This window comes from Trinickia sp. EG282A, assembly GCF_040965455.1.
Taxonomy (GTDB): domain Bacteria; phylum Pseudomonadota; class Gammaproteobacteria; order Burkholderiales; family Burkholderiaceae; genus Trinickia; species Trinickia symbiotica.
In genome coordinates this window covers 533,205-559,334 of record NZ_JBFRCC010000005.1, presented here as the reverse complement: position 1 = coordinate 559,334, position 26,130 = coordinate 533,205, and the positions used below count along the sequence as shown (strand labels likewise).

25 protein-coding genes are annotated in these 26,130 nt (G+C 58.9%); 12 read left to right on the top strand and 13 right to left on the bottom strand.

Annotation, left to right across the window (positions count from 1 at the left end; all coding sequences use genetic code 11):
- Window positions 1-28 precede the first annotated feature (28 nt).
- From pseB to rfbF, 10 genes are all read right to left on the bottom strand, one after another.
- On the bottom strand, window positions 29-1,138 hold the full coding sequence (gene pseB, locus AB4Y31_RS25420; protein WP_368676405.1) for a UDP-N-acetylglucosamine 4,6-dehydratase (inverting): 1,110 nt from the start codon (window positions 1,136-1,138) through the stop codon (window positions 29-31).
- Between the two features lie 56 nt (window positions 1,139-1,194).
- Window positions 1,195-1,728, bottom strand: a complete 534-nt coding sequence (locus AB4Y31_RS25415; RefSeq protein WP_368676404.1) for a GNAT family N-acetyltransferase — start codon at window positions 1,726-1,728, stop codon at window positions 1,195-1,197.
- Entirely contained in the window at window positions 1,725-2,807 is a 1,083-nt protein-coding gene (locus tag AB4Y31_RS25410) for an N-acetylneuraminate synthase family protein (protein ID WP_368676403.1), read from the bottom strand. Before AB4Y31_RS25410 ends, AB4Y31_RS25415 begins: the two co-directional genes overlap by 4 nt.
- Window positions 2,797-3,672: an NAD(P)-dependent oxidoreductase gene (locus AB4Y31_RS25405; protein WP_368676402.1), complete on the bottom strand. Its 876-nt coding sequence runs from the start codon at window positions 3,670-3,672 to the stop codon at window positions 2,797-2,799. The genes AB4Y31_RS25410 and AB4Y31_RS25405 overlap by 11 nt, the downstream gene beginning before the upstream one ends.
- Window positions 3,669-5,483: a thiamine pyrophosphate-binding protein gene (locus tag AB4Y31_RS25400; protein ID WP_368676401.1), complete on the bottom strand. Its 1,815-nt coding sequence runs from the start codon at window positions 5,481-5,483 to the stop codon at window positions 3,669-3,671. Before AB4Y31_RS25400 ends, AB4Y31_RS25405 begins: the two co-directional genes overlap by 4 nt.
- A gap of 3 nt (window positions 5,484-5,486) precedes the next feature.
- Complete coding sequence (locus tag AB4Y31_RS25395) at window positions 5,487-6,671, bottom strand: NAD-dependent epimerase/dehydratase family protein (protein ID WP_368676400.1); 1,185 nt, start codon at window positions 6,669-6,671, stop codon at window positions 5,487-5,489.
- Between the two features lie 17 nt (window positions 6,672-6,688).
- Window positions 6,689-8,005, bottom strand: coding sequence for a lipopolysaccharide biosynthesis protein RfbH (rfbH, locus tag AB4Y31_RS25390; protein ID WP_368676399.1), 1,317 nt, complete (start codon window positions 8,003-8,005; stop codon window positions 6,689-6,691).
- Complete coding sequence (rfbG, locus tag AB4Y31_RS25385; RefSeq protein ID WP_368676398.1) at window positions 8,002-9,102, bottom strand: CDP-glucose 4,6-dehydratase; 1,101 nt, start codon at window positions 9,100-9,102, stop codon at window positions 8,002-8,004. Before rfbG ends, rfbH begins: the two co-directional genes overlap by 4 nt.
- Window positions 9,103-9,346: 244 nt before the next feature.
- Window positions 9,347-10,444 carry an acyltransferase family protein gene (locus AB4Y31_RS25380; protein WP_368676397.1) on the bottom strand — a complete coding sequence of 366 codons (1,098 nt, stop codon included), beginning with the start codon at window positions 10,442-10,444 and terminating at the stop codon, window positions 9,347-9,349.
- A 20-nt stretch (window positions 10,445-10,464) separates the two neighbouring features.
- Window positions 10,465-11,238: a glucose-1-phosphate cytidylyltransferase gene (gene rfbF / locus AB4Y31_RS25375; RefSeq protein ID WP_368676396.1), complete on the bottom strand. Its 774-nt coding sequence runs from the start codon at window positions 11,236-11,238 to the stop codon at window positions 10,465-10,467.
- A gap of 490 nt (window positions 11,239-11,728) precedes the next feature.
- Between rfbF and AB4Y31_RS25370 the strand changes: the two genes are divergently transcribed.
- Entirely contained in the window at window positions 11,729-12,916 is a 1,188-nt protein-coding gene (locus AB4Y31_RS25370; RefSeq protein WP_368676395.1) for a glycosyltransferase family 87 protein, read from the top strand.
- Here the strand turns inward: AB4Y31_RS25370 and AB4Y31_RS25365 are convergent.
- The 3 genes from AB4Y31_RS25365 to AB4Y31_RS25355 all read right to left on the bottom strand — a co-directional run bounded on the left by AB4Y31_RS25365 (window position 12,890) and on the right by AB4Y31_RS25355 (window position 16,602).
- Window positions 12,890-13,951: a glycosyltransferase family 2 protein gene (locus AB4Y31_RS25365; RefSeq protein WP_368676394.1), complete on the bottom strand. Its 1,062-nt coding sequence runs from the start codon at window positions 13,949-13,951 to the stop codon at window positions 12,890-12,892. The genes AB4Y31_RS25370 and AB4Y31_RS25365 overlap by 27 nt on opposite strands.
- A gap of 87 nt (window positions 13,952-14,038) precedes the next feature.
- Entirely contained in the window at window positions 14,039-15,358 is a 1,320-nt protein-coding gene (locus tag AB4Y31_RS25360) for a glycosyltransferase family 87 protein (RefSeq protein WP_368676393.1), read from the bottom strand.
- Window positions 15,355-16,602, bottom strand: a complete 1,248-nt coding sequence (locus AB4Y31_RS25355; RefSeq protein ID WP_368676392.1) for a glycosyltransferase family 87 protein — start codon at window positions 16,600-16,602, stop codon at window positions 15,355-15,357. The genes AB4Y31_RS25360 and AB4Y31_RS25355 overlap by 4 nt, the downstream gene beginning before the upstream one ends.
- 1,101 nt (window positions 16,603-17,703) lie before the next feature.
- Between AB4Y31_RS25355 and AB4Y31_RS25350 the strand changes: the two genes are divergently transcribed.
- From AB4Y31_RS25350 to AB4Y31_RS25300, 11 genes are all read left to right on the top strand, one after another.
- On the top strand, window positions 17,704-17,874 hold the full coding sequence (locus tag AB4Y31_RS25350) for a Flp family type IVb pilin (protein ID WP_368676391.1): 171 nt from the start codon (window positions 17,704-17,706) through the stop codon (window positions 17,872-17,874).
- Between the two features lie 147 nt (window positions 17,875-18,021).
- Window positions 18,022-18,180 (top strand): Flp family type IVb pilin, encoded by a 159-nt coding sequence (locus tag AB4Y31_RS25345; protein ID WP_368676593.1) that lies wholly within the window; start codon window positions 18,022-18,024, stop codon window positions 18,178-18,180.
- Window positions 18,181-18,304: 124 nt separating this feature from the next.
- On the top strand, window positions 18,305-18,490 hold the full coding sequence (locus AB4Y31_RS25340; protein ID WP_368676390.1) for a Flp family type IVb pilin: 186 nt from the start codon (window positions 18,305-18,307) through the stop codon (window positions 18,488-18,490).
- Window positions 18,491-18,518: 28 nt separating this feature from the next.
- Window positions 18,519-19,058, top strand: a complete 540-nt coding sequence (locus tag AB4Y31_RS25335; protein ID WP_368676389.1) for a prepilin peptidase — start codon at window positions 18,519-18,521, stop codon at window positions 19,056-19,058.
- 131 nt (window positions 19,059-19,189) lie between these two features.
- A complete protein-coding gene (locus tag AB4Y31_RS25330; protein ID WP_368676592.1) occupies window positions 19,190-20,578 on the top strand; it encodes an ATP-binding protein in 1,389 nt (462 codons plus the stop codon).
- A 61-nt stretch (window positions 20,579-20,639) separates the two neighbouring features.
- Window positions 20,640-21,461 (top strand): Flp pilus assembly protein CpaB, encoded by an 822-nt coding sequence (cpaB, locus tag AB4Y31_RS25325; protein WP_368676388.1) that lies wholly within the window; start codon window positions 20,640-20,642, stop codon window positions 21,459-21,461.
- A 126-nt stretch (window positions 21,462-21,587) separates the two neighbouring features.
- On the top strand, window positions 21,588-23,540 hold the full coding sequence (locus tag AB4Y31_RS25320) for a pilus assembly protein N-terminal domain-containing protein (RefSeq protein ID WP_368676387.1): 1,953 nt from the start codon (window positions 21,588-21,590) through the stop codon (window positions 23,538-23,540).
- A gap of 21 nt (window positions 23,541-23,561) precedes the next feature.
- Entirely contained in the window at window positions 23,562-23,846 is a 285-nt protein-coding gene (locus AB4Y31_RS25315) for a hypothetical protein (RefSeq protein ID WP_368676386.1), read from the top strand.
- Between the two features lie 21 nt (window positions 23,847-23,867).
- A complete protein-coding gene (locus AB4Y31_RS25310; protein WP_368676385.1) occupies window positions 23,868-25,145 on the top strand; it encodes a pilus assembly protein TadG-related protein in 1,278 nt (425 codons plus the stop codon).
- A 9-nt stretch (window positions 25,146-25,154) separates the two neighbouring features.
- Window positions 25,155-25,676, top strand: a complete 522-nt coding sequence (locus AB4Y31_RS25305; protein WP_368676384.1) for a TadE/TadG family type IV pilus assembly protein — start codon at window positions 25,155-25,157, stop codon at window positions 25,674-25,676.
- The gene (locus AB4Y31_RS25300) at window positions 25,673-26,113 is read left to right on the top strand and encodes a TadE family protein (protein ID WP_368676383.1); all 441 of its coding nucleotides are present in this window, start codon (window positions 25,673-25,675) and stop codon (window positions 26,111-26,113) included. Before AB4Y31_RS25305 ends, AB4Y31_RS25300 begins: the two co-directional genes overlap by 4 nt.
- Window positions 26,114-26,130: the final 17 nt, after the last annotated feature.

Here is a 26,130-nt window from a genome sequence, read left to right as displayed (position 1 = left end):
GCGCTCTGCGGCAGCGGTCTCCGACCAATCATCTCGACATTGCCTTGATTGGCGACGCGCGCAAGACTGCCTGATGAAGGTGGCTTGGGTTTGTCTGCACCGCGCGAGGCACCGTTGCGACAGCGTTTCCGAAGTCGCCGAGATCATGAATCATTTCTGAGAGCTCTTCGTGTTCGAGCCAGGTATCGTTGTTTTCGCTGCTGTATGTAAAGCCTTCCGGCATGGCGCGTCCGATCTTCACGGCGCGTCGCTGTGCGCGCCGCTCGTCGAACTCTGGCAAGATCACGAAATGAGAGCCCAAATCGTAAGTGTGCCGCCCTTCGTCCTCGCTGATTAGCACTTCGTGCACCTTTTCTCCGGGTCGAACCCCCACAATTCGAGGCTGCGGGGAGCCGGGAAACGCTTTGAGGAGATCGATCATCCTGATACTCGGGATCTTGGGGACCAGTATCTCTCCGGGCTCGGCTTGATCCACCGCGCGCACCACAAGATCGATACCCTCCTCAAGATCGATAAGAAAACGCGTCATTCTCGGGTCGGTAATTGGAAGAGCCGTTTCACCCCGCCGGACAAGGTCGGACCAGAACGGAATGACGCTCCCACGACTCCCCTTGACGTTCCCATAACGAACGACGTTGAATCTCACGTCCCGATAGCGCGTATACGTGTTCGCGGCGACAAGCAGTTTCTCCATCGCCAGCTTCGTCGCGCCATAGAGGTTCGTCGGGCTCACCGCCTTGTCGGTCGAGATGCCTATCACTCGCTTGACGTTTCGATCAAGCGCCGCTTCGATGATGTTCTGCGCGCCAATGATGTTAGTCTTTATCGCTTCCATCGGATTGGCTTCGAGAGCGGGCACCTGTTTGAGTGCGGCTGCGTGCACTACGACGTCGATACCATTGAACGCTCGCAGCAGTCGCTCCCGGTCGCGAATATCGCCGATGAAATAGCGCACAGGGTAACGGCTCGGCGAGAAGGTCTGCCCCATCTCGAACTGTTTGAATTCGTCGCGGCTGAAAACCACGACTTCCCGTGGTTCGTAGTGCTCAAACAGACGCTTGATGAACGCGCGGCCAAACGTGCCGGTGCCACCGGTCACCAGGACGGACTTGTTGTTCAAGTAAGACGAGTTTTTCATTGTGTCGCTCCGTGGTCGGTTAGGCGAGCGTATTGGGCATCAAGGTACGGAGGAATTCAGCTTGCAAGGGGATCGGTACTGAGGAGGCTGAAGAACAACGAATCGTGCCAGCGTCCCCCAGTCCAGTGAGTCTCCCGGTGTCTTCCATCAAGGTGAAACTGCAGTGCTTCGAACAGCCATTTCTTCTTGGAATCAAACGAATAGATCTCGGCCCACAAGCGATGTAGACCGAGTTCCCTGAATGCATAGTCGATCATGACGCGCGCTGCGTCGGGGGCGAAAGTCTCATCGACATAGAGCCCGCCCTCGCCGATATAGAGCGAGAAATCGGCGGTGCGATTGACCCAATCGATGTAGCAAAGACCGCACGCGCCAAGGAGACGGTAGGTCGACAATTCGACGATCGCGAACATTCGCGTATGCGGATCCGAGTTGACGCTTTTGTCGAACCACATCCGCTGTTGCGTACTGTTTAGCTCACGATACTCGCGAAAGTACCGACGCAAATCGGGCTGATTGCGCCATGCCAGCAACTGAAGCAAGTCGGATTCCTCGATCGCTCTTAGCCCTGTATGTCTTCCTTGAATCATTGCGCCTCCAAATCGGAAAGCATCAGCGCCTCGCCGCGCTTTCGGGAAACGGCTAGGCGCGCTCCGATCGCACTGCCCGTTTCATACGGCTTCAGCGCGCCAAGCGGCGCCGGGCGCAATACCTCGAGATCGCGCTCACTCAATACCTCGCCCGCTGCGGCGTCGCGCAACAGCCGCAGACATCTCTGCTGGAGCACGGCCGTCTCTCGTTCGTTAGCTTCTATCCGCTTAATGCCGTCACCAAGCGATGCCTCGAGCTCGCGACTCCGGTCCACCATTTCACGCCAAGTAGTGGGGTTCATCGAAAATCCATGGTCGGGGCCGACTCTCGAACAGTCATCAGTGAAGTGCTTTTCGATCACCCTGGCGCCAAGTGCGATGGCGCCAAGAACGGTTGCGTGACCCGGCGAGTGATCGGATAGCCCAAGAATCATGCCCGGATATTTGGTCGCATAGCTTTGCAACACTCGCAGATTGATATAACGGAAGTTGTCGAGCGAGCCCGTGTAATTCGTATTGCATTGCATTAACACGAGTTGCCTGTTGCGCTTTAACACCGCTCCGACTGCGCGTTCGACGTCTCCCATGTCGCTGGCACCGGTCGCGACAAAGACAGGCTTGCCACGGGAGGCAACATATTCGATAAACTCGGTCCACGTTATGTCACCAGACCCGATCTTGTACGCGGGCAGGTGCGGATCAAGCTGCTCGACTGCTTCGACGTCGTAGGGTGTCGTCATGAATGCGATGCCTGCGGCCGCAGCCGTCGCCACGAGTTCGCCATTCCACTCCCGATTGCACTCGTTCTCGCGAAAAATGTCGAACACCGGTTTGTTCCACGCAGCCTGGTGACTCGCCTGACCACCGAGGCTCCGGAATCCGACATCGCTTACGATTTTCTCGGCCTTGAAATGCTGAAATTTGACGGCGTCCGCACCGGCCTGTTTCGCGAGCCATATCAGGGCTTTAGCACGCTCGAGATCCCCGTCGTGATTCGACGCGATGTCGGCCACAAAATATGAGGGCTTGTCGATCGCAATTTCTGTTCGATTGACAATGACTGAACTGTCATACTTCATGATATTGGCTCCGGTGGTCCTCTGCTAAGGATCGAATGACAGATGACGCCGTGGGCAATTCATACCCGAGTACGCGCTCGGCCCGTGTGACGTCAAGGCCAAGGCTCTCGGCACGGCGGACGCCTTTGAGTGTCCGCACACTGCCCACGCGGCAGTTATCGAGCGACAACGCGAGTTCGTGCGCAAGGGCACCAATGAAGTCCGCCTTGCTCGACACTTCGCGTGCTGCGACATTAAGTAACCCCGTCGCGCCGCGCTCGACCAGATCAAACAGCACTTCCGCCAATCGCGATGCGCTAATGCTCGACGTGTAGAAGTCTCGAAACAATGTGATGTCGCCGCCCAAGCTCAGTGCCGCGATCGCCCATTCGACAAATGTCGGGCGCCCCGCCCATCCACGGTAGCCGACGATGTTCGTCCTGATGACCAGGCTTCCCGCGCATCTAAGCGCGAAAACTTCGCCGGCATATTTGCCTCTGGCGTATTGGTTGAGGATGCGCACTTCGTCCTCCTCTGTATGCAATCGATCGCCGTCACCGGTGAAATAGTGGTCGGTGGAGATATGGCATAGCCGCACGCCATTCGCGTTGCAGTAATCCGTCAAGGTCGCCGGCAAACCAGCATTGACGAGATAGGCAGCCTCTGGGTTGTGTTCGCAGGCAGCAAGAGCCACCTGCGCGGCCGCATTCACGATGAGTCCAGGACGAACGGCGTCGAGCATCTTTCGCAAATCGGCTGGCTGCGTCGCGTCCACGGCATTGGCGCCGTGGCGTGCCAGTCCGATCGCATCGACACCACGGCATTGCGCAGCCCGCATAAGCGCCTGTCCGAGAAGCCCCGTTGAGCCGAGTATGGCGACGTTCATTTTTCTCCCGCCATGACCGAAGCCTCTGTAAACCGCCGAAGATTGGATTCAACCTCTTCCTTCGGCAGAAAAGGGTACATGTCTTCGAGCCCTGTTGATTCCATCCGCCCATCCTCGCCGCGCCGCGCCATCATGCGCGGAATACGCGGCTGCAGCGGAGAGACATTCAGTTCGCACACTACCGGCCCCGTCACTGCGAGGCACTGCTCAATACCTGCATCGAGGTCCGCATGCGTCCTGATTTGCGCATAGGCGAGTCCGTACGCCTCGGCAAGCTTTTCGAAGCGCGGGTTACCAATACCCGAGCTCGAGTCGGACCCAACGAGAAAACCCGCAAAATGGCTGCCTTGCGTGTGGCGGATCGACTGGTAGCCGTCGTTATTCAATACGAAGATCTTGACGTCGAGGCGATGCAGCCCAATCGTCATCAACTCCTGCACGTTGAATTGGAAACTGCCATCTCCGGTAACGAGAATCGTCCTTGTAGGCGCGCCGGAACGCCGACGAGCGACCGCTGCGCCAACGGCTGCAGGCAAGTCCCAGCCCATCGCTCCGAAATTGATGTTTGTATAGACGCGCTGGCCCAATTTGACCTTGAAAGCCTGAATAACGGAAACAGCGTCGAGCGCGTTGCCGGTCACCACCAGATCGTCCGAAGCCAGATAATCCGACAGACGATCGACGAAGACGTAGCTACTCACATATTCTCGATCCGCTCGATGTTCGACGGGAACCAACGGATAGCGCATCTTCCATTCGCGGCAGGCGGCCAGCCACTCGGGATCCGAGCGGGTGAGCGGATCAGGGCACGCCACAAGCAACGCATCGATGAAGCTCCCGGCATCTGCGGCTATAGCGAGGTCCGGGACCGGGCGCATCTTGCGAATTTCCTCGATGTCGGCATTGACTACCGCCTTCACCGACTGCGGCGAAAACGACTCCGTGTTGAAACCGATGTTCGTGACCGACATGCTCGCCCCTATTGTCAGCATGAAGCTGCAAGTCTGGACGACGAAGTTCGCGTGGCGCTGCCCGCTCGGACCGAAACGGCCGACGAACAGCGGATGATCATCCTCGATGAGATCCATTCCGCCGAGCGTCGTGAGGACCGGGATCCCCAGGCGGTCCACTAGCTTGCGCGCTTGGGATTCAGCGCCCGCCAAATGGACGCCGTTGCCAAGTACCAGCACGGGCCGGGATGCTTGGCCGAGAACCTGCAGTATGTGATCCACTTGCTCTTCGGCGGGGGCGGCGCCCTGTGCTCGCGCAAATTTGCAAGGCAATGGGACATCGATTTGCGCTCCTTGAACGTCGAGAGGAAGATTGAGCCAGACTGGCCCCGGACGGCCACTGGTCGCGATGTGGAAGGCGCGCTCCAACTCTGCATCGATTGCAGCCGGATCGGTAATCGTCACGGCGTATTTCGTCACAGGTCGGGCCATATCGATGATGTTGATTTCTTGCGGGCCCATCTGCCGCATGGTGCGGTAGTCGGCGATTAGATCTCGCCGGACTTGTCCGGAAATGACGACAACCGGCACTGAATCGACCCATGCACCCGCGATTGCGGACAAAGCATTCGTGCTGCCCGGCCCGGTGGTAACGAGGCAGACACCCGGGCGACCCGTTGCGCGCGCATACGATTCCGCGGCGATCGCGCACGCCTGCTCATGATAGTTGCAGACATAGTCCACCGAATCGCTTCGGCCTAGCGAATCGACGAGATGCATGATTCCGCCGCCGGTTACAGTAAACACCGCACGTACCCCCTGCCGGGCGAGACACTCGATGACGTAGTCGGAAACCTTCATGAACTAGCCTCGCAACTTAAGATCTGCCGGACACGCCAACGCGGAATACGCACGAGTGCGCTGTCTCGCGTTTCGGGAGGCTGCCAGCGCCCAGCGCGCTGTTCGGCGGATAGCCTCATCGAGAGGGGTGCGTACTTCAAGTGCGAGCCGCTCTCGAGCGCGCCGGATGTCAGGAACGAAGAGTTCCGCGGAATATCCCGTCGGCCGCGCTCTCACGATGACAGGTTTCTCGCGTGAAGCAAGTTCGTCCGCTACGACGCGTGCGACTTGCATCGCCAGTTCGCGTATCGAAAGCGATCGGTCCGACCCGACGTTATAGATGTCGCCGCGCTGGCCGCGCAGCAGCATGGTCCAAAGCCAGAGCGCCATGTCCGCGCCGTAAAGATATGCGCGCACAGGCGTCCCATCCCCATTCACTACGATCGATCGACCTTCGAGCGAATCGCGAATGAAGTTGCCGACGGCGAATCCCGAATCAAGGGGCAGGTACGGCCCGACGAAGGAAAAGCAACGCGCCGCGACAGCGGCGAAACCGTATTCGGCCCCGAACGAAATCCCGAGGAATTCCGCCGTTGCCTTGCCTAGTGCATAAGCTCCCGCGATATCGCCTCGCACACCTGCAATCGGATCATCTTCATTCACTGGGCGCCCGAGCGAGTGGTTGCGCCCGTAAACTGCGCCCGAGCTCACGAGCAAAAAACGCCGAACGGCGTCACGCCGGCAAAGCTCGAGGACATGACGGGTCCCCGTTAAGCTCGCATCGAAGACATCGAATGGTGGTGGATTATCGAGCGCGACATTCGTCTCGGTCGCTGCATGAATGACATGCGTGTACGCGCTTGCAACGCGGCCGCTTCGATCTCCATTGATCGCGTGGGCTTGCGCCCCCGACGGCAGGTCGCCGGTGCGAATGTCGCCGCGTACGAGGCGGACAGATGGATCGGCGGCGATATGTGGGGCGACAATATATAGCCGCTCAGGGCGCCGTGCGAGGACATCGATGCGCACGTCTACCTGATGGTGCGAGCGCGCCCAAAGCACGGCTTCGAGAAGCCAGCAGCCCACGAAGCCCGTCCCTCCGGTGATCAAGACGTGTGCGCCATCGAGTTCTGCCCAGAGCGATTCGCTGCTTCCGACCAATGGGGCGAGGTCTTCAGCAATTAGGCTCGTATATTGTGTCCTCGCCATGGCCAGTCCCCGTATGGTTAAAATGCGATTCCCAGGAACTGCTCGATTGCATGCGCAGCATAGTCCAGCATTTCTTCGGTAAGGCCCGGGTAGACGCCGATCCAGAACGTGCGATGCATCACGATGTCGGTTCGGCTCAACGCGGACGCCACACGATAGGTGCGTCCCGCCATATATGGCTGCTTGATCAGGTTGCCGGCAAATAGCAGACGCGTGCCGATCTTTTGCTGCGTGAGATAAGACAGCAGGTCCGCGCGGTTGACGGGCGCGTCATCGCGCAGCGTCAGAGGGAAACCAAACCAGGAAGGCTCACTGCCCGGCGTCGGCTCGGGAAGGATCAAGACCGATTCACATGCCGAGAGCCGCTCCCGAAGGAAGGCATAGTTCCTACGGCGCCTGGCTACGAACCCTTCGAGCCGGTCGAGCTGCGCCAGCGCGCAGGCCGCCTGCATATCGGTGATCTTCAAGTTGTAGCCGAGATGCGCGTAGGTGTACTTATGATCGTAACCCGCTGGCAGATCGCCGAGCCTCCAGCAAAAGCGCTTTCCGCAGGTGTTGTCAGCACCCGGCGCACAATAGCAGTCACGGCCCCAATCGCGAAACGAGTCGACGATAGCCTTCAATTCGGCGTTGCGCGTGAACACGGCCCCTCCCTCGCCCATCGTAATGTGATGTGCAGGGTAGAAGCTCAACGTGCCGATGTCGCCAAACGTCCCAACCCGCTGCCCTTGGAACGTTGCGCCGAGCGCATCGCAACAATCCTCGATCAGCCACAAACCGTATTTGCGGCATATCGCTGTCACGATCTCGAGGTTATATGGATTGCCAAGGGTATGCGCGAGCATAATTGCCCTGGTCTTGGGCGAAATCGCAGCTTCAAGAAGCGCCGGGTCGACGTTGTAAGTCGGGATATCGATATCAACAAAAACAGGCACCGCGCCGAATTGGAGAATCGGGTTGATCGTCGTCGGAAATGCGGCGGCGACACCAATTACTTCATCGCCTGGTCGAATCGCTCGTTCGCCAAGTCGCGGGGAAGTGAGCGCCGAGAAGGCCAGCAGATTCGCCGACGAACCGGAATTAACGGTCGACACGTACGGCACGCCAAGCACGACAGCAAGCTCGGCCTCGAATCGGTCATTGAAGCGTCCCGTCGTCAGCCAGCCGTCGAGCGACGCTTCAACCATATTCTTCAATTCAGCTGCGCCGATCACCTTCCCGGACGGCGGGATCCCGGTCAATCCCGGCGCGAAAGGTTCCGGCGCACAGCTCAGTTGGGCGTATCGTTCGACCAAAGTGAGTATTTCGCGTCGAAGCCGAATCTGTTCGATCATGCGATCCCCCTTCCGGAAAGCGCGCCGCACTGCCCCACGTTGTCAAGGTAGCGCTCCAGCTGACGCTCCGAAACTGCGCACATGTCCGATCGCTCGAAATACGCGCGATACCACTCCGCAGTCATAGCGAGCGTGGCGTTGAAATCAACCAGCGGGCGCCATCCGAGTTGTGCCCGCGCCTTCGCGGTATCGAGCTTTAACAACATCGCTTCGTCGTATTGCGGCCTGCTCGCACCGAAATGGATCTCGGGCGGTTGATAAGGTGCGCACGCATCGACGAATCCACGAACGACCTCCCTCACTGTCTGAGCGCCCGCTTCATCAGGTCCGAAGTTCCAAGCCCCCGCCACCCCCGCTTCATTCGACGACGCGCGCTCGGCAAGCTCCAGATACCCGCGCAACGGCTCCAGAACGAATTGCCACGGCCTGATTGCATCCGGATAGCGGATTTCGAGTTCTGCTCGATGCTCTACTGCGCGAACGATGTCAGGTAACAGCCGATCGCGCGCAAAATCGCCGCCGCCGATGACATTGCCAGCTCGGACCGTCACAATCCGTGCATTGTCTTCGAAGAACGACGATCGGTATGCGAGGCTAACGAGCTCCGCAGCCGCCTTGCTCGCGCTGTACGGGTCTTGGCCGCCCAGCGCATCAGTTTCACGACAGCCACCTTCCGACGGTTGATCCCGATAGCACTTATCGCTCGTGACAACGATCACCGACTTCACAGATGGAACGCGGCGCACCGCCTCGAGGACGTTGACCGTTCCCATCACATTTGTCGCAAACGTTGCAGCCGGGTGCGCATAGCCTTCCCGCACGAGCGCCTGAGCCGCGAGATGAAATACAACCTCCGGCTCCGCCGCTTTCATCGCTGCGCTCAGGTGGTCTAGATCATTGATATCCCCGAGCACTGAAGTCAGACGATCGCCGACGGCAGCAAGCTCGTAGAGATTCGGTACCGTTGGTGCAGGGAGCGCATAGCCTGTCGTACGCGCGCCCAGATAGCTCAGCCATAAGGCAAGCCAGGATCCCTTGAATCCCGTGTGCCCGCTGAGGAATACGCGGCGGCCATGCCAAAAGCTCGACGAAGTCATGGCGCTCAACCTTTCCACGGCAGAGCGACACGGCTGCGAAGACGCTCAAGTTGCGTGTTGTTTCGCCGATCAGCGGCGACTACGGCGACCAAGTTCGCGTCCGCGCCAAGCAATTGCAACAGCTCGACTAAAGCGCGAGCTATTGATCGTCCCGCGCCAAATGCACTTGAAACCGAATTCATATTGCCCCCCGGGATCCAGCAATGAACGACTTCATCTATTTATTAAGCAATGCAAAAATACATTAGTTGGGACGGTGTATGTATGACATGCGGTCGACGTCAGTCACCGACCAAGCCCTGAACCGCTCGCGGAACGGTACCTCAACGAAGCGATTGAGCAGGTGCGCTAGCGCAATCGACGCGGCGAGAAACAGCGCAAGGCATACACCCCTCCCGATCAGTCCCAACCCCGCCGTATCCATTTCGACGATGTAAAAAGGCCCAAGGACTGCATGCCCTAAATACAGCGAGTAAGAAATTTTTCCCAAATATTGAAAGCTGCGCTCGTGAAAGAATCGTGCGACAGGCCCGCAGTCGGTCCGCAGCGAGGCGACAAAAACGGTGAACACCAACGGCGCAGCGAGCGCCAGCGAGTACGCGTACCCCGCGAGCGATAAGAGCAGCGAGACGGCCAGAGCGGCTAGGCATTGCGGAACGCGGCGCGTTACGCCGCGCAATGCCGGCATGTCCTTGCACTCTGCGACTATCGCCCCGAGAAAAAAACCGGCGAGCGCACGCGCCCATCCATAGCTATATGTGAGTGACAAGCAACTACCACGGTGCAGGCAATCTTCTCCGGCGACCGACGCCCACACCGCGATAACGTAACCGGCCGCAGCCAGCGCGGCAAAGCCAGCAACGCGTGCCCTGCCGTGCAGCGTCAGACATAGAAGACCGAAGACGACGCAGACATAGAATTCGTCGCCTGCTGACCACGCAACTTTAGTTCCGATGAGATAGGGGAACAGGTTCAAGCCTTGCGTGAATGTTAAGATCGCAACGGTATGGTTCAACGACGGTACGCCCAGACTGGTTCCGGTCTCGACGATATGCGAGAGATTGACCGTCGCCGTCCATAGCAATGCCGCGGCGATATGGACCGGCCAAAGACGGCCGAATCGGCGAATGACGAAAGTTCGAAGGCCCGCACTATTGGACAGCGCGCCGTATGCGCCGCAAATGACGAAGCCGCTCAAGACGAAAAACAGATCGACGGCGAGGTAACTGTTCCCAATCGCAGACGGCACCCGCGCCCCTGCGTGGTACAGGACGACCAGCAAAGCGGCCGCGCCGCGCACCCCCTCCAGACTTGCATTTTGCGTCTTCGCGTTAGCGGTCATTCGATTCGCCCCCCCATCCATTACGATGCCCAGCCTTTCCACGGTGCGGCGCCCCGACTCCAGAGGTCCTCGAGCTGTGTCTTGTCCCGCAACGTGTCCATCGGCTGCCAGAAGCCCCGATGAAAATGCACACGCAGTTGTCTTTCCTGCGAGATCCGCTCGATCGGTTCCTGCTCCCAGAAAACGTGGTCCCCAGCGATGTAATCGAGCACTAGCGGTTTCAATACGAAGAAACCCGCATTTACCCAACTCCCGTCGCCGAGCGGTTTTTCCTTGAATGAAACAACCGTGTCACCTTCGACGTTGATCGCCCCAAAACGTCCGGGCGGCTGGGCGGCAGTGACGGTCGCGTAGCGGCCATGGGTCCGATGAAACCGAATCAGCGCAGAGACGTCGATGTCTCCAATCCCATCGCCATAGGTCATGCAGAAATCTTCGTTGCCCAGGTAACGACGCACTCGCTTTAGACGCCCCCCCGTCATCGTCGCGTCACCCGTATCGACGACCGTGACACGCCAAGGTTCCGCCGTCTGATGATGAACCTCCATGCGGCCATTGGCGATGTCGAAGGTCACATCCGCGTTGTGGAGCCGGTAGTTGGCAAAATACTCCTTGATCATGTATCCCTTGTAGCCGGCGCAGACAACGAAATCGCGAATGCCATGCGCGGCATAGATCTTCATGATGTGCCAAAGGATTGGCTTTCCCCCGATTTCAACCATCGGCTTCGGCTTCACCGTGGTTTCTTCCATCAAGCGTGTCCCAAGGCCTCCCGCGAGAATTACGGCTTTCATGCGCCACCTTTCGACGAGGTTTTTCCGCAAATCACCGGCAGCGATCAATGACAGGTGCTTCGCCCTGTGCCGCCGAGCCAAAAATCAGCAAATTGCACACCATCACCCCTTTCAATCCCGCTGGCAAAGGAATGCAGGAGGCAGATAGGGGTTTTTTCATCCGAGCAAAGCCAACATTCGACAAGAGTGTCGCAACTGTGAGACAGGAATTTCCCGTCGGCGCGCGGTTATGCCGAGTTGCTGACAGCTTGCAGCCGCTTTCCACAAGGCGACGAGCGCCCGAAACCTCTATACACGCGTCACTTTTCCGCCGTCCAATCTGTCGCAAAATCGAACGGCCTGATCGCCGAGTCATGCTGTGATGATGGCCATTTCAGCTTCAACGTGAGGACGGACACACATTGCTCGAGGTGAAGTTCATAGCATTGACTGCCGATCGGCTGATGCCGCTCGACGGATTCTTCGCAACCTGGAAAGAGCGGAGTGACGAATGGAGCTCACCTCGGAATCGGGCAGCCATCGACAGACAACGGGATGTTTATTCATCTGCGTGTGGCTCGTCCTGCTCACGCAGTGGTTCCTGCCAGTTGTGTGGTTCATCCGGTCTTTTATACTGCATGCGCCCAATATGCAGGTGCCCGGATGGGACTTTCACGAGTTCTGGTTAGCGGCGCGACTCGCTCTCCATGGAACCGTTTCTCAGCTGCCCTATCCCCCTACCTTCTTGCTGGCGATCGCCCCGGTTGGTCTCCTACCTTATCCTGTTGCCTATGCATCGTTTTGCGTATTGGGCATATCCGCGTTTGTAGTCATGCAGGCAACCATCGCCCCCGGATTCGCCCGCAAGCATTTGCTCCTCCTGGGTGCAAACCCAGCCATGTCGATCGCGTTACTGGCCGGCCAAAACTCTCTGTTCACGGCAGCGGCCGCTGGCGTCGCGCTCGCCCTCCTCCAGTCCAACGCCGTATTGGCCGGCGCTTGTATCGCCAGTCTTATCGTCAAGCCGCAGCTCGGCCTGCTTTTCCCGCTCGCATTGATCTGCGGCAGATATTGGAAGGTGCTCGCATGGTCTGCCGTTTGGACGTTCTCAATCGTTGTCGCGAGCGCGGCAGTGTTCGGCATTCACGCGTGGACTCAATTCGCCACGCATTTGTCAAAGTTCAACGGATCCTACGTCGAGCAAGGCACCTGGGTGTGGACCGCTACCCTGACAGTATTTGCGGCCTGCAGACTCAACGGGCTGTCTGTCGCCACATCGTATTTGGTTCACGGGTTGGTTGCCGCTCCCGCTGTCATGGTGATGGCGTATCTTTGGATTCGACATGCGCGGTTCGAACTGCGGGCATCAGCTTTAGTGATTGCCACAATGCTGGTTCCACCATATGTCATGTTCTATGAGGTGGCCTGGCTTGTGATCCCAACACTGCTCATCATGCGCGATGCAAAGGCGAAGAAGCCAACTCCGATCGAATGGATGGCGTTGATTGCCGCTTCGCTAATGCCGCTCCAAGGGACTTTTACGCGTTGGGTGGATCTTTTTCCGTGGCAACTTACACCCGCGGTGCTGATTTCACTTATGACAATGGTCTTGTACCGCCACCTGGCCACGCAACCAAATACTGCCGCGCACGATTCACAGATCCGTGCGTCCCTAACGACCCACTGCCCGGATGCGTGACGCCGAAGTCCCGCGCGAAGCGTCGATGCGAGAGACATGCGACGCCCGCCGGCGGGCGTGCGCGGCTTCAAAGTTATTGACATTCCGCCCGACCGGATATCGGCGGCGGACGACATAGACAGGGCGCTCTTTTGTCTCATCGTAGATCCGGCCCACGTACTCGCCGACCACACCGACACCAATCAATTCAATGCCGCCGAGGAAGAGCATGATAGAAAGGAGTGACGCGTATCCTGGAACGGGATTGCCGAATACCAGCGTGCGTCCGATGATAAAAGCCCCGTAGAAGAACGACAGCAGTGCAATAGCGAGGCCGATGTATGTCCAACTGCGCAACGGAACGGTACTGAAGCTCGTAATTCCTTCGAGCGCGAAGTTCCAGAGCCGCCACCCGGAGAATTTCGAGTGCCCCGCGCTGCGAGGCTCTCGCTCATATTCGATGATGACGGTTTTAAAGCCGACCCACGCGAAGAGCCCTTTCATGAATCTCCTCCGTTCGGGAAGGCTCCGCAACGCATTGACGACTGCGCGGTCCATCAAGCGAAAGTCCCCGACGTTCTCGGGCAGCTTTACCTCGGAAAGTGCGTTGTGGATGCGATAGTAAAGCCCTGCCGTCGTACGCTTCAAAAACGTATCGCAGGCCCGGCTGCTCCGCTTGGCCGCGACTACCTCCGCGCCGTCGAACCAGTGTTCGATCATGACGGCAATCAAGCTCGGGGGATCCTGAAGATCGGCGTCGATCGGAATCACAGCATCGCCGGATGCTTCGTCGAGCCCGGCCGTCAACGCAGCCTCCTTGCCGAAGTTGCGGGAAAAGTCGATGACACGTACGCGTGAGTCCCTATCACTGGCTATCAACAGCTTATCGAGCGTTCCGTCAGTGCTTCCGTCATTGACGCAGATGAGCTCGAAAATGACCGATTCGATCGACTCGAGCACCGGTTCCATTTTTTCGAAGAAACGTTCAACAGTGACGGACTCGTTATAAAAAGGAATAACGAGCGACACGAGCGGCCTGTCGATTTCCCTGGACATGATTTCCCCCGTTACTATCATCGCGGCGACCGCCGCATTGGCCTCGGCGCGCGGCACCGGGCATGACGAATTCTTGCGCATGCTCCGTCACGATTCGCCCGCTCCTGCTGGAGTGGCTCCTAGCGCCCTTTTTTCCGATACGGTATCTTCTTGGCGCCCCACAGGATCGCGCCTTTCCGTCGCGATGCGCCTCGCCAGCATCCAGACTGTAATCGCGGAGACGAACGGCATGAACTGGATGTGGATACGATCCACCGCGAAGATTCCGGCAAATGGTGCGAGCCAGAGCAATACGAGCCATTCTCTTTCGCCGCGTTTCCAACCATGTTGCACTGCGTACTTGACATACCAGGCGATGATGACGCCATACCATGCCAGGTCATAGTCAAACAAGTAAGGGCTGACCATGAGGGACGCGCAGACAAGCGTTGCCGCGCGCAATGCGTATGGCGACTCTCTTCCCCATGCATGACAGACCGCCGCAGCGGCCAGGACGGCGGACACGGCTTGGCCGGCATACGCCACCGTCTTGGGCAAATGCGCCAACGTCCCGAGCGAAAACACGGTTGGAATACGAGGCAGCGCCGCTTGCCCGGACTCGACATAGCCCGTAATCGTACCCATGTTATGGAGGAATGCCACCAGCGTATCCGTTCCAAAAGCAATCACAGATACCGCAAGCATCGACGCGGCTGTCAGCGCAAATGACGCGAGCGCTCGCCATGAGCGCGAGGAAAGCAACGCGAGCGGAAACAGCACCGCAAGTTGCGGCTTCATGGAAAGCAAACCGAAAAAGATACCCGCAACCAGTGGACGCCTCGGGAGCAGAAGAAGACCAAGCGCAGCGAACGATGCTGTCAACAGGCCATTTTGCCCAGAGACCACCACGAGAGCAGCGCCGGGGAACGCCATGGCGACAAGCACAGCTTCGCGCCGGGGAATCATCACGTGGACGATCCTGACGAACAAGACATACGTGCTGCCGAGAAAGGCGACCGCGGCTAGCTTCCACGGGAGCAGCGCAAAAGGATAAACAAAAAGAAGGAAGGTGGGTGGATAGAGCCACGGCAAAATACCGACCGAATGCGATATCGCACCGCTCTCAATTCTTTCCAGGATTCCAAGAGAGTAAGCGTCAATCGCATGACCATGGAGAGCCAGATACGACGAGCTCCAGAATGGCAGGAAATCGATAGCGAGGGGACTGATGTACTCGTGGGGATGCCAGACTGCCTTGTAGTAATAGATTGCTAACCACAGGACATAGCAAAGCAGCGTACCCGCTGAGTAGAACCGCAGCCGATCGTCGTTGAGCCAATGTATCGCCCCAGAGAGGCGACTCCCCAGCCCCCGTTTTTGCGCGGGTGCTGGTGCCTCCAGCACGCCGCTTCGCCCGCGTGAGCTCATAGCTTCACCCCAGCAACCATCCGCACACGCCGCAATATGACCAACATGGTTAGCAGCACCACCGCTGGCCCGATCTGCGGCAATTTCGCTACGCGATTGAAATGCTCGTAGACCGGAAGCAACCACCCGGCAACCAAAATGCCCTGCTCGCCGAGATACCACCTACCGTTGATCCCGCACGCCGTGACGCAAGCGAGTGCAATACCGAGCCACGCCAATTCATAGTGCCACACGTATGGATTGACAATCAAGGTCGATGCAGCGAGCATCGAAGCACGAAGCCGCATGTCGCTCGACCGTCTCCAGACTTGGCAGGCGGCCGCTATCGCAACGATCGCGATCATGCCGTGCACCACATAGGAAAGAGTGACCGGGATTCCGGCGCTGCGCAGTGCAGAAAATGGCGACGGCGAAGACATCCAGAAATGTTGCCCATGCTCGAGCGTCGCGCTGCGCATGACGCTCGCGTTCACGAGAAAAGCGTGGAACGATCGAGCGCCGCAGGTCAGAGCGCCAAGCGTTGTGAACGCAAGTCCACTTAGCGCCGCGGCGGCGAAAGTTCTCCAGGCTTGAGCCGCAATGAGCACGAACGGGAATACGATGGCCATCTGCGGCTTGATTGCCAGTAGGCCAATGCAGATTCCCGCCAGCACGGGCTTGGCGGCGAGCCAGCGCACTGCAGAGGCAGCGAGTGCCGCAGTCAACAGAGAATTCTGGCCGATGATCGCGGTCACGAACACGCATGGCAATGCCGCGACGAACAACGCTGCAAGCCGCGGGTCTTGAACGCTTCTGCCGAGTCGAGACACCGAGAGCGCCGCTACTACGAATAGGACTACGCTTCCGCTGACAAATGCAATATAGGAGATTGGGAATGGCAGCAGCGAGAGAGGCGCGATGCCGACCAGAAAAGCAGGAGGGTAGAGCCACGGCATACCATACTCGTTCGCGAAGCCGCCAAAGAGTGTTACCGTCGCCTTCACGAATGCTTGGTGGTCGTACACCAGGGCCGGTGACTCATGGCGCATGAGATGTGATGCGGTCCAAAAGATCGAAAAATCCAAGCCTGGTCGCCCAGCATCGGTCCCGGTGAACCCGTGCGTTACCCATGCCCATGTCGCCACGAATCCGACGTACGAGATGAAAGCCGCGTAGCTGCAGAACACCAGGCGCCGCGCTGTTAGCCAATCGAGCGCAGAGCTGTCACCGTCGCTTGCGCCTGCCCCCCGACTCAAAAGATACATGGTCCAAGCCTTTTATTGGTCAATTCCGACTGCGCTCACTGTGGGCGTATGCGCTCGCGCTTTCTGTGGCTCGCGAATGCGATCGAAGAGAAAACTACGCGCAATACGAATGGTGCATTGTTGGGAGAAAACAATATGTTTTCAAGTCGCTTAGCCCATCGAACTGTCTGTGAAATCATTTCATAAGTGGGCCATCGAACACATTGGACAACGACCGAAAACTTCGGCAGCGCAGAGCCTGTATCAACATTGAAACGGTTCGGACTGATTGGGGACCCCGATCCTGTCGTCTCGGCCGTCCCAGACCGGATGGGCAGCTCGACACCTATTCGATGCAAACAGAGCAAATGCAGGACGGCTGGCGTTTCGACGAAGCAATAACGCATTTCCATACAGATCTCCCGGCGTCGCAAGTTTGCGACAACTCGTACAGACAGAGGGTCGACCGAACGCAGCGTAAAAAGCCCCGGCCTTGAATCTCAATGTGTTGCGGGGCATTGGCATACCGTTTGCGTTGCGCTGCGGTGCGGAAGCCAGCAATGTAAAAGATGGATGAGACAGCAGTGCGGAGCGCCTCGAAGAAGGCATCCCAGACGGATTCGGGAACGCTGTCATCACCAGGGAGGGCTGCCGTGGCTACTTGCCAGGGACTTGCATCAGGGGCGGGACGACCACGGTGGCGGAACGTGACATCGCTGGCTGACTGTTTGGCGCCGGTCTCGACCGGACGCGCAAAGGAATCAACCACAAGCCGGGGGGCTTAGGCATGACGAACAGTGCATCGAGACGACATTTCTCTGGCGGCGTTGCCGGTAGCGATGCCATGCCCCTCGCGCATAAACGATGGCTAGCCGCGGAAATTCCGAACGATGAGCCGTGCTGCGACCGTCCCTGCTTCGCAGGCGACATGGCGCATCGGGGCAAGATCGCTCGTGCGCTTGCCCATTCCCATTCGGCGCGAGGCTTACAGCGCGTCCCCCCTTGTCGACGAATTGACGCCGTCTAAGCGCCGACGAACGTAGTCTTTTGTAGCAGCTGCAGTAGCAAACCCGACGCCTAAAGCCGAGGGAATCTTGTTAATCACCCTGAGGGAGAACCGAAATGAAGAAGTTCATCGCTGGAACACAACGTTTTGTACGCGACGAAGACGGCGCCACGATGGTTGAGTACGGGCTGATGGTCGCTCTTATTGCGATCGTCTGTATCGCTACGATTACCACCATCGGCACACGCCTCAACAACGTTTTCAGCGACATTGCGAGCAGCCTTTAACGCCCGGGGGCGGACGAATGTGACAGTCGCTTCGTCCGCATCCGCTTTTTGACGTAGATCGCCCATCAATGCGGGTACAAAGGAGTGATCGTGATAGGAAAATTTCGTTCTTTGCAGCGCTTTGCCTTCACACATGGCCCGCGCGTCATCGAGGGAGCAAACGCGCTCCAGCGGGAAGAGCAAGGCGCAACCATGGTTGAGTATGGGTTGATGGTCGCGCTCATCGCAATCGTCTGTATCGTTGCAATTACCAGCATTGGCACGAACTTGAATAACGTCTTCAGCGATATCGCGAGCAGCCTGTGATTGACTGTGAGGGCCAGGGAAGCCGTCTTCCCGGGCACGGGGAGCGGCTCTCGGTTTTAAAAAAGATGCACCCGGCACCAATTTTCTCGCGGTGCCCCGAGTTTGATATTACGGGGAGGCTGACATGCTTTCGCTACGCGTAATCCTGTCGAAGGTATGGAAAGAAGACGATGGCGCGACGATGGTCGAGTACGCCTTTATGGTTTCGCTGATTGCGCTCGTCGCGCTCGCGGGCGTTGCCACTTTCGGCAACGCTGTGTTGGGCCTTTACCAAAACATCCGAGATGAAATCGTCGCCGCACTTCACTGAGGCGGCCTGACAAATACGAGGCCACGAGATGGAATTCCCCACACTGCCGCCGCTACCGATTCCGCTTTGCGTCGCCCTGCTCACGATCATTACAGCGAGCACTGACATCACGTCGCGCCGCATTCCGAACCGAGTGCTTGGGTTGAGCTTGATCGTCTCCCTCATCGTCCAAGCCTGGCTGCATGGACTTGTTCTTGGAGCCGGCGCGTGGCTCTCAGGCGCAATGGCCGGATTCGCTCTGCTGATCCCGTTGTACCTCGTGCGAGGAACGTCCGCCGGTGATGTGAAGCTGCTCCTGACAATCGGCGCATGGGTTGGTCCGGTCATGATTCTCTACATCGCGCTGGCGACCTTCGTCATAGGTGGGATTTGGTCGATCGCCTTTGTGGTCTTCCGGCGACGCACCGCACAGTTGATCGCGAACTTGCAATGCATTGTGCGCAGCAAGGGGCGTATGAGCGCTATGCCATCGCAAGCCAGCGGCATTGCATCGGTCGGCTCGCTCCCTTACGGCGTGGCGATCGCGGCCGGAACGTTAGTGGTCCTGTTTGCGTCGGCGTCGGCCTAGTGCCTAACAGTACCGCAATTGGGTGAGATAGCCCGTCGCAACGACCGCGCCAATCGAGGCCGTTCGCTACGACGAGACGGAGACGAAAGATGAGCGAACGCAATAACGAAACCGGCAGCGGTGCGCAAGTCATGCAGCTCTCACAAGTAGCGGCAGCGCGTGAGCGTCTCTCCGAAGCATCGCGCAGGTTGCTACGTGCACCCCGCACGATTGCTGATACCGGTCTGCCTGCTGTATTCGTCGGCCGCCTCGTGCTCAAGTCGACCTTTCTAAACGGCAGCTCGAGCTTCAGCGACCTGTCGCAACGACATCGTCTCCCCGTCGCCGTGCTCGAAGATCTGCTCGCATTTCTGGTGCACGAGCATCTCGCTGAGATCACGCATCGCGGCGCCACCGATATCGATGTGCATTTCCGGCTAACCGAGGCGGGCCGCACGGTTGCATCCGAAGAGCTCGCGAGATGCAGCTACTGCGGCCCAGCGCCTATTGCCTACGACGCCTACGTCGAGGTTGTCCGCGAGCATTCCGTGAGCAAACAACGGATTACGCAATCCGACGTTCATGCGGCCTTCCGCGGCATCGCTATCCAGCCCGCTCTGCTCGATGCGGCCGCGGCGTCCCTCAATGCGGGCCGGCCGCTCCTGCTGTATGGGCCGGCCGGTAGCGGCAAGACGTTTCTTGCCGAGCGGCTCGGGCTTCTCCTGCAAGGCGATGTGCCCATCCCCTACGCGATCTATGTCGGCGGTGAAATCGTTCAGATATACGACCCGCTGCTGCATGAGGACGCGCCGTCCGGGGCAGCCATAGTCGCTGGCGACAAACGTTGGCGCATTTGCCGCCGCCCCGTCGTCCTCTCGGGTGGCGAGCTGACGCTGGAAGGGCTCGACCTGCGCTACGACGCGGCTGCCGGGTTCTATCAGGCCCCCCCCCACATGAAAGCCAACATGGGCCTCTATATCGTGGACGACCTCGGGCGTCAGCGCATTGCCGCTCACGAATTACTAAATCGCTGGATCATGCCGCTCGACCGCGGCGTCGATCAGTTCACGCTGCAATCGGGCACCCGTTTCCAGGCGCCGTTCGACGTATGGCCGGTTTTCTCGAGCAATCTCGACCCCGATGCGATCGGCGACGAGGCGTTCCTGCGCCGGCTAGGATCGAAGCTCCACTTCGGTCCGCTTACGCTTGACAACTATCGGCGCGTGTTTGACGACTGCTGCGCGTCCCTCGGTCTCACCACCGCTACGGACGCATTCGATTACCTCTTGCGCGAACTGCATATGACGAGCGGAAAGCCGTTGCTCGCCTGCTATCCGCGAGATTTGCTGAAGCTTGTCCGCGCATCGGCCGACTATCGGGCAGCGGCCCGGGAAGTGACCGGCGACGGATTGCGCGAAGCATGGAACAGTTACTTCGGCGGATCGGAGCAGACGGCCACCTGTCCGCCTTCTCCGATGCCAACAGATACAGCAAGAAGTTCGCAGTTGGGTGAGCGGACGGCCACACTGCCGGCTCACTAGCGGCGATACATTAGACGCAAAGACGACCGGCGTACCGGATTAGCTAGTTAGGAGTACTAAAATGAAGAACAGTCGAGCCCTCATCATGCTGGCGATGGCCATGGTGGCCGGCCTTGCCGCTGTCGTGTTCGCATCGAAATGGCTCATCCACACTTCGTCGAGCGCAGTAACACCTGTCGCCGTCGCAATCGACGACGTCAATCTAGGCCAGCCGCTCAATACGAACCTCGTTCGCACGGTGAATTGGCCGACGGGCAGTGTGCCGCCGGGCTCGTTCACTGATACCAAGTCGCTTGAGGGGCGCGTGGTGAGAACGAGCCTCGCGCGCGGCGAGCCCGTACTCGAATCTAAGCTTGCCCCCATCGGCACGAAGGGCGGCCTCTCGGCCGTCATCGACAAGGGCGATCGGGCCATCACAGTGCGCGTGAACGATGTCGTCGGCGTCGCAGGCTTCGCCCTTCCGGGCAACTACGTCGACGTCATCGTCAATACGCAGGCACCCGGCGGCAACGATCAGCAAAGCATCTCAAAGATCGTTCTCGAGCGGATCCTCGTCCTCGCTGTCGCTCAGCAAGTGAGCCGCGACGATACGCAACCGAAAGTCGTCAACGCCGTCACGCTCCAGGTCAGCCCGGAGCAGGCGGAGAAACTTGATCTCGCCCGCAGCGTCGGCACGCTTTCTCTCGTTCTCCGCAACCAGATCGACGGCGACAAGCTAAAAACGGCCGGCGCGACGAAGCTCACGCTGCTCGGTGCGCCTCCGGCGCCGCCACCGGCGCCGGCCAAGCCCGCGCGCGTGCATTACGCCGCGGGGAAGCCGCCGGTAAAGCGCGATTGCGTGGGCGTGTTGTCAGGCGTAGCAGGCAGTCTCGAATGTTTTTAGCGCTATAAGGTCGGGCGGCGAAGGCGCTTGAAGATCGGCGCGCGCCATACCAACTCAGTAGTACAAGCCCGACTATGAATCACAAGCAAATGTAGTGAAGGCATCACAACCGGGGGGCATCACCAAATGAATACGAAACTGAAGGCGCTGCGGGGCCGTACGCGGCGGCGCTGCAATATCAGCGCAATTTCGGCCGCCGTGCTTGGGGCGAGCCTCGCGGCTGCTCAGCCTGCCATTGCTCAAGTAATGGTGGAAGGCGGTACCGTGCTGCATGTGACAAAGTCTGTGAAGCCGATGCGAGCGATGACGACCGCCGCGGCCCCTGCTGCTGCCGCTGCCCCCGCTCCCGCCACGGCCGCAGCCGTGTCGGCCGATGCGGCGGCCTCCGCACCGCAACTGCGCGGGCCCAACTGCATGGGCGAAATCAACGAGTCGCAAAACGTCGTGGTGCCAGTAGGCAAGTCGACGCTCGTGCAGCTTGCCGAGCCGACCCGCAACCGCACGATCGGAAATCCCGCGGTCGCGATGGCCACGCTGGTGTCGCCGCGCACGCTCTATGTGGTCGGCATGGCCGTCGGCACGACCAATATGATCATTCAGGGCAGAAGCGGCGCATGCCAGATGCTCGAAGTGATCGTCGGCGTCGACACAAACGGCTTGCAACAATCGCTCTCTCAGCTCATGCCCGAAGAGCGTGGTATTCGCGTGTCGGGCGCAGCCGGAAACCTAGTGCTCGCGGGCCGCGTATCGAGCGCTAGCGCCGCCCAACAGGCGATGGAAATCGCCCACGCCTACGCAGGCTCGAGCCAGCAGGCCGGACCAAGTGTCATCAATATGATGGCAGTCGACTCGCCCCAGCAGGTGATGCTGGAAGTCAAGGTTGCGGAAGTCGCCAAGACGCTCGTCGATCAACTCGGATCGCAGCTCAATCTTCAAGGCGGTTTTGGCTCATGGACTGCGGCGCTGGCGACAACGCTGCTAACCGGGGGACAATCCGTCATTGCCGCGAGCAAGTCCAACCACCTGCCGTTGTCGGCAGCCATTGACGCGCAAAAAACCGATCAGCTCACAAAGATTCTTGCCGAGCCGAATCTCGTCACGGTCAGCGGTCAGGAAGCGTCATTCCTCGCCGGTGGCCGGGTGTTCATCCCCGTCCCGCAGAGCAATTCCAACGGCGGGACCACCATTACGCTACAGGAGGAGGAGTTCGGCGTGGGGCTGAAGTTCACGCCGACTGTGCTTGGAAACGGGCGCATCAATCTGAAGGTGTCCCCTGAGGTATCGGAACTTTCGCCAACCGGCGTGACCGTCAGCGCAACGGGGTCCAGCACCACGGCGATTCTGCCACTCATCAATACGCGTCGAGCATCGACGACCGTGCAGATGAGCGACGGCGAGTCGTTCGCGATCGGAGGACTCATCAGCAACAACATTACGGGCGCCTTGAAGGCCTTCCCCGGTCTGGGTGAGTTGCCAGTCATTGGCGCGCTGATGCGAAGCACCAATTTCCAGCAGGACCGCACTGAACTCGTTTTTGTTATAACGCCGCATCTCGTCAAGCCGTTGCCGAACAGCAACTATCCCTTGCCGACGGACAGCTTCGTGCAACCGAACTCCGCTGACATTTTTGCAACCGGCAACATGGAAGGCAGAGGCGGGGAACGCGTCAAGCCGACGGTGCCTCCGCTCAACGCGCCAAACAGTTCGACCAGTACGCCCGACGATTCGCCAAAGGTGTCGCCCGCTCAGATGGATTCGCAGACGACGGTGCCCTCGCCCACGCCAGTGCCAGCTTCGCCGACCAAAGCGGAAGAGTCGCTCCTCGTACCTCGTGAGCCGGCCCGTACGAGCGAAGTCCGTTCCGACGTGATTTCGTCGCGCGAGTTGCCGCGACCGATGCAACCGACGAAGCCGGCCGCCCAGCATGCGAATCCACGAGTGCCTTCACCGCCGAATACCGAGGATCAGGCGACACGCATAGCGCGGATCGAGGCAGCCGCTGCGCGAATCGCAAAGCAGACCGATGCGACGCGCGCGCTCACGGTTTCAAGTGCGGCGAACGGGCAAGCGAAGCAGTGACCTGATGCAAGGAGAACTTTCATGAAACTCGATCGCGCTGCATTCGCGCTTCGCTCTATCGCATTTGCGCTCGCGAGCGGCATTCTCGGCGGCTGTATGACAAGCACGCCCATCTGGGATAAGCACTTTGGCGAGGCCGCCCGGGCCGTCGCTCAGGCGCAAATCATCGATCCCAATGCGGGTGAGCACAACCCCTCCAGACCTGGCGTCGATGGCAGGGCCGCCGTCTCTGCCGTGGACGCGTATAACAAGTCATTCGAAACGCCACCGCCGGCCGTCACCCAGTTCTTCATCGGCGGACAGTGACAGTCGTACGGCCGGGAGGTCATGATGCGTCTCAAAACCCAACCACGCATGCGCGGCACAACTCGTCGTTGTCGCGAGGGTGGCGCCACGCTGGTACTCGTCGCGCTGTCGATGATCGTGCTGATCGCTTTTGTCGGGCTCGCGCTCGATCTCGGCAAGCTGTATGTCGCAAAGAGCGAGCTGCAAAACAGCGCCGACTCCTGCGCGCTCGCGGCTGCGCGCGATCTCGACGGCGTGACTTCGCTTTCCGTGTCTGAAGCAGCTGGTATCGCCGCAGGCCATATCAACCTCGCGTCCTTCCAGTCCGCACCTGTCTCGATGACCGTCAATACGAGTGTGACTTACGCCACAACGTCAAGCGGTCCGTTCTCGAGCTGGACGGGCATGACGCCTAGCCAAGCCAAGTATGTGCAATGCACGAATTCGCTACCCAACATTGCGAATTGGTTGATTCAAGTACTCAACATATTGCCTGGCACAAACGTTGGTCCCGCCTCCGTTTCTGCAAGAGCCGTAGCGACGAATGGCAGTTCGCAATCAACATGCGCCCTGCCCGTCTTCATATGCGATCCTGGTGGCCCGAGCCCTTATCTAAAAGGCACGTGGCTGACGTCGAACATTATCAGCGCCAATTCTTACACGCAGGGCATGTTCGGGTGGGCCAACTTGGATCCGAATTGCACCAACGGCGCAAGCTGCCTCGCTGCTCAATTGAGCGGTTCCGCATGCGGTGTACCCGCCACCGGTACACAAATCGGCCAAAACGGAAACATTGCATCTGCCTGGAAGGCATATAACAGCCGCTTCGGAATTGTGTATAACAACAAAAACCTTGGCACGCCGGACTTCACTGGATATGCGTATACGTCGAGCAATTGGAAACCGGCTTTCGACGCGTACGACGGCTCCAGCTCGGTCGCTGGGGTCGACAATTATAAGACTGCCATGGCGAATCATGATGGTTATCAGGGTGATGCCGCGAGCGGATTGAACACCAGCGAGGGTAACAAAGGTACTCCAGCGATTTCTTCCACCGTTTATCAAAGCGGGGCGAGCCGGCGGCTGGCGGCCGCGCCGATGGTCAACTGCACTACGATGAACTCGTCCTCACACGCGACGCTTACGCGTTGGGCCTGCGTCCTCATGCTTGACCCTTTGCAGCAAGGCGGCAACAGCAACGCGGTACATCTCGAGTATCGCGGTCTCGCCGACGATCCCGGCAGCCCTTGTAGATCCGGCGGGGTCCCGGGGACGACGTCCACGACGAACGCGCCGCTCGTCCCTGTACTGATCCAATAGGAGCCAGCCATGAAGCGCTGCCGGGTCACTGGGATGGTCAAGCGAGCGGGCGGTGCCGCGCTCGTCGAGCTCGCAATTGTTCTTTCACTTTTGATTACGCTTTTTAGCGGCATGGTGGAGCTCGGTCGCGCTTTATATGAATATGAGACGCTCACTAAATCTGCCCGTGTTGCCGCACGCTATTTGTCGCAGTATTCACCGGACGACGGCAATTACAGCTCATCCGTCAAATCAGCGCAGTGTCTCGCAGCCTATGGAAGTGCGACACTTGATTCGACCCAGACGAAATGCGCCGGAACGTTAACGCCGGTGGCACCCGGCCTGAGCACATCGAATGTCGCCTGCACCCAAATTTCAAGCTATCCCGTCTACGACAAGTCCAACAACGATTCGACGAGTTCTTCTCCCGTGGGAGTGGTCAATTTTGTGGAAGTGAAGATCACGGGCTACAACTATTCGCCTATTCAGTCGTGGTTCAGACTGTTCGGACTGACGTTTGGCGACATATCGGTCGTAATGAGGCAGTCATGAACGTCCAACGCAGGGTTAGAAGTCGTCGAAATCAGCGCGGCGCGGCGATCGTCGAAATGGCAATCGCCGTGGCGGTCCTTGTCAGCGTGCTAATCGGCATCATGGAATTCTCACGCGTCCTTTTTTATTGGAACACCGCCACGGAAGCAGCGCGGCTCGGTGCACGCGTGGCAGCGGTCTGCGACGTGGGAGCCGCCATCGTCAAAACCAAGATGGAGCGACTGCTACCGCTTCTTGCCGACAGCAATATTCAGGTCACCTACACGCCTAGCGGCTGCGACGCCTCGAACTGCACTTTCGTAACCGTCGGCTACACGGGATTGACCGTCAATACGCTCATTCCGTTCGTGCCGATCTCGATGGCGCTGCCGCCGTTCTCGACCGCCCTTCCGCGTGAAAGTCTGACGAGTTCGACGGGCGGATCCGTGTGCCAATAATCCATCAGCGGTGCCAA

Excerpts from the sequence above, each read along its gene's own strand:
- AB4Y31_RS25355 (WP_368676392.1), bottom strand. The coding sequence starts at position 16,602 with ATGTATCTTTTGAGTCGGGGGGCAGGCGCAAGCGACGGTGACAGCTCT.
- AB4Y31_RS25400 (WP_368676401.1), bottom strand. The coding sequence starts at position 5,483 with ATGAAGGTTTCCGACTACGTCATCGAGTGTCTCGCCCGGCAGGGGGTA.
- pseB (WP_368676405.1), bottom strand. The coding sequence starts at position 1,138 with ATGAAAAACTCGTCTTACTTGAACAACAAGTCCGTCCTGGTGACCGGT.
- AB4Y31_RS25310 (WP_368676385.1), top strand. The coding sequence starts at position 23,868 with ATGATGCGTCTCAAAACCCAACCACGCATGCGCGGCACAACTCGTCGT.
- AB4Y31_RS25300 (WP_368676383.1), top strand. The coding sequence starts at position 25,673 with ATGAACGTCCAACGCAGGGTTAGAAGTCGTCGAAATCAGCGCGGCGCG.
- AB4Y31_RS25360 (WP_368676393.1), bottom strand. The coding sequence starts at position 15,358 with ATGAGCTCACGCGGGCGAAGCGGCGTGCTGGAGGCACCAGCACCCGCG.
- AB4Y31_RS25320 (WP_368676387.1), top strand. The coding sequence starts at position 21,588 with ATGAATACGAAACTGAAGGCGCTGCGGGGCCGTACGCGGCGGCGCTGC.
- AB4Y31_RS25330 (WP_368676592.1), top strand. The coding sequence starts at position 19,190 with ATGCAGCTCTCACAAGTAGCGGCAGCGCGTGAGCGTCTCTCCGAAGCA.
- AB4Y31_RS25350 (WP_368676391.1), top strand. The coding sequence starts at position 17,704 with ATGAAGAAGTTCATCGCTGGAACACAACGTTTTGTACGCGACGAAGAC.
- AB4Y31_RS25380 (WP_368676397.1), bottom strand. The coding sequence starts at position 10,444 with ATGACCGCTAACGCGAAGACGCAAAATGCAAGTCTGGAGGGGGTGCGC.
- rfbG (WP_368676398.1), bottom strand. The coding sequence starts at position 9,102 with ATGACTTCGTCGAGCTTTTGGCATGGCCGCCGCGTATTCCTCAGCGGG.
- AB4Y31_RS25405 (WP_368676402.1), bottom strand. The coding sequence starts at position 3,672 with ATGAACGTCGCCATACTCGGCTCAACGGGGCTTCTCGGACAGGCGCTT.
- AB4Y31_RS25370 (WP_368676395.1), top strand. The coding sequence starts at position 11,729 with ATGGAGCTCACCTCGGAATCGGGCAGCCATCGACAGACAACGGGATGT.
- rfbF (WP_368676396.1), bottom strand. The coding sequence starts at position 11,238 with ATGAAAGCCGTAATTCTCGCGGGAGGCCTTGGGACACGCTTGATGGAA.
- AB4Y31_RS25335 (WP_368676389.1), top strand. The coding sequence starts at position 18,519 with ATGGAATTCCCCACACTGCCGCCGCTACCGATTCCGCTTTGCGTCGCC.
- AB4Y31_RS25410 (WP_368676403.1), bottom strand. The coding sequence starts at position 2,807 with ATGAAGTATGACAGTTCAGTCATTGTCAATCGAACAGAAATTGCGATC.
- AB4Y31_RS25365 (WP_368676394.1), bottom strand. The coding sequence starts at position 13,951 with ATGTCCAGGGAAATCGACAGGCCGCTCGTGTCGCTCGTTATTCCTTTT.
- AB4Y31_RS25395 (WP_368676400.1), bottom strand. The coding sequence starts at position 6,671 with ATGGCGAGGACACAATATACGAGCCTAATTGCTGAAGACCTCGCCCCA.
- AB4Y31_RS25415 (WP_368676404.1), bottom strand. The coding sequence starts at position 1,728 with ATGATTCAAGGAAGACATACAGGGCTAAGAGCGATCGAGGAATCCGAC.
- AB4Y31_RS25305 (WP_368676384.1), top strand. The coding sequence starts at position 25,155 with ATGAAGCGCTGCCGGGTCACTGGGATGGTCAAGCGAGCGGGCGGTGCC.
- AB4Y31_RS25315 (WP_368676386.1), top strand. The coding sequence starts at position 23,562 with ATGAAACTCGATCGCGCTGCATTCGCGCTTCGCTCTATCGCATTTGCG.
- AB4Y31_RS25340 (WP_368676390.1), top strand. The coding sequence starts at position 18,305 with ATGCTTTCGCTACGCGTAATCCTGTCGAAGGTATGGAAAGAAGACGAT.
- rfbH (WP_368676399.1), bottom strand. The coding sequence starts at position 8,005 with ATGATCGAACAGATTCGGCTTCGACGCGAAATACTCACTTTGGTCGAA.
- cpaB (WP_368676388.1), top strand. The coding sequence starts at position 20,640 with ATGAAGAACAGTCGAGCCCTCATCATGCTGGCGATGGCCATGGTGGCC.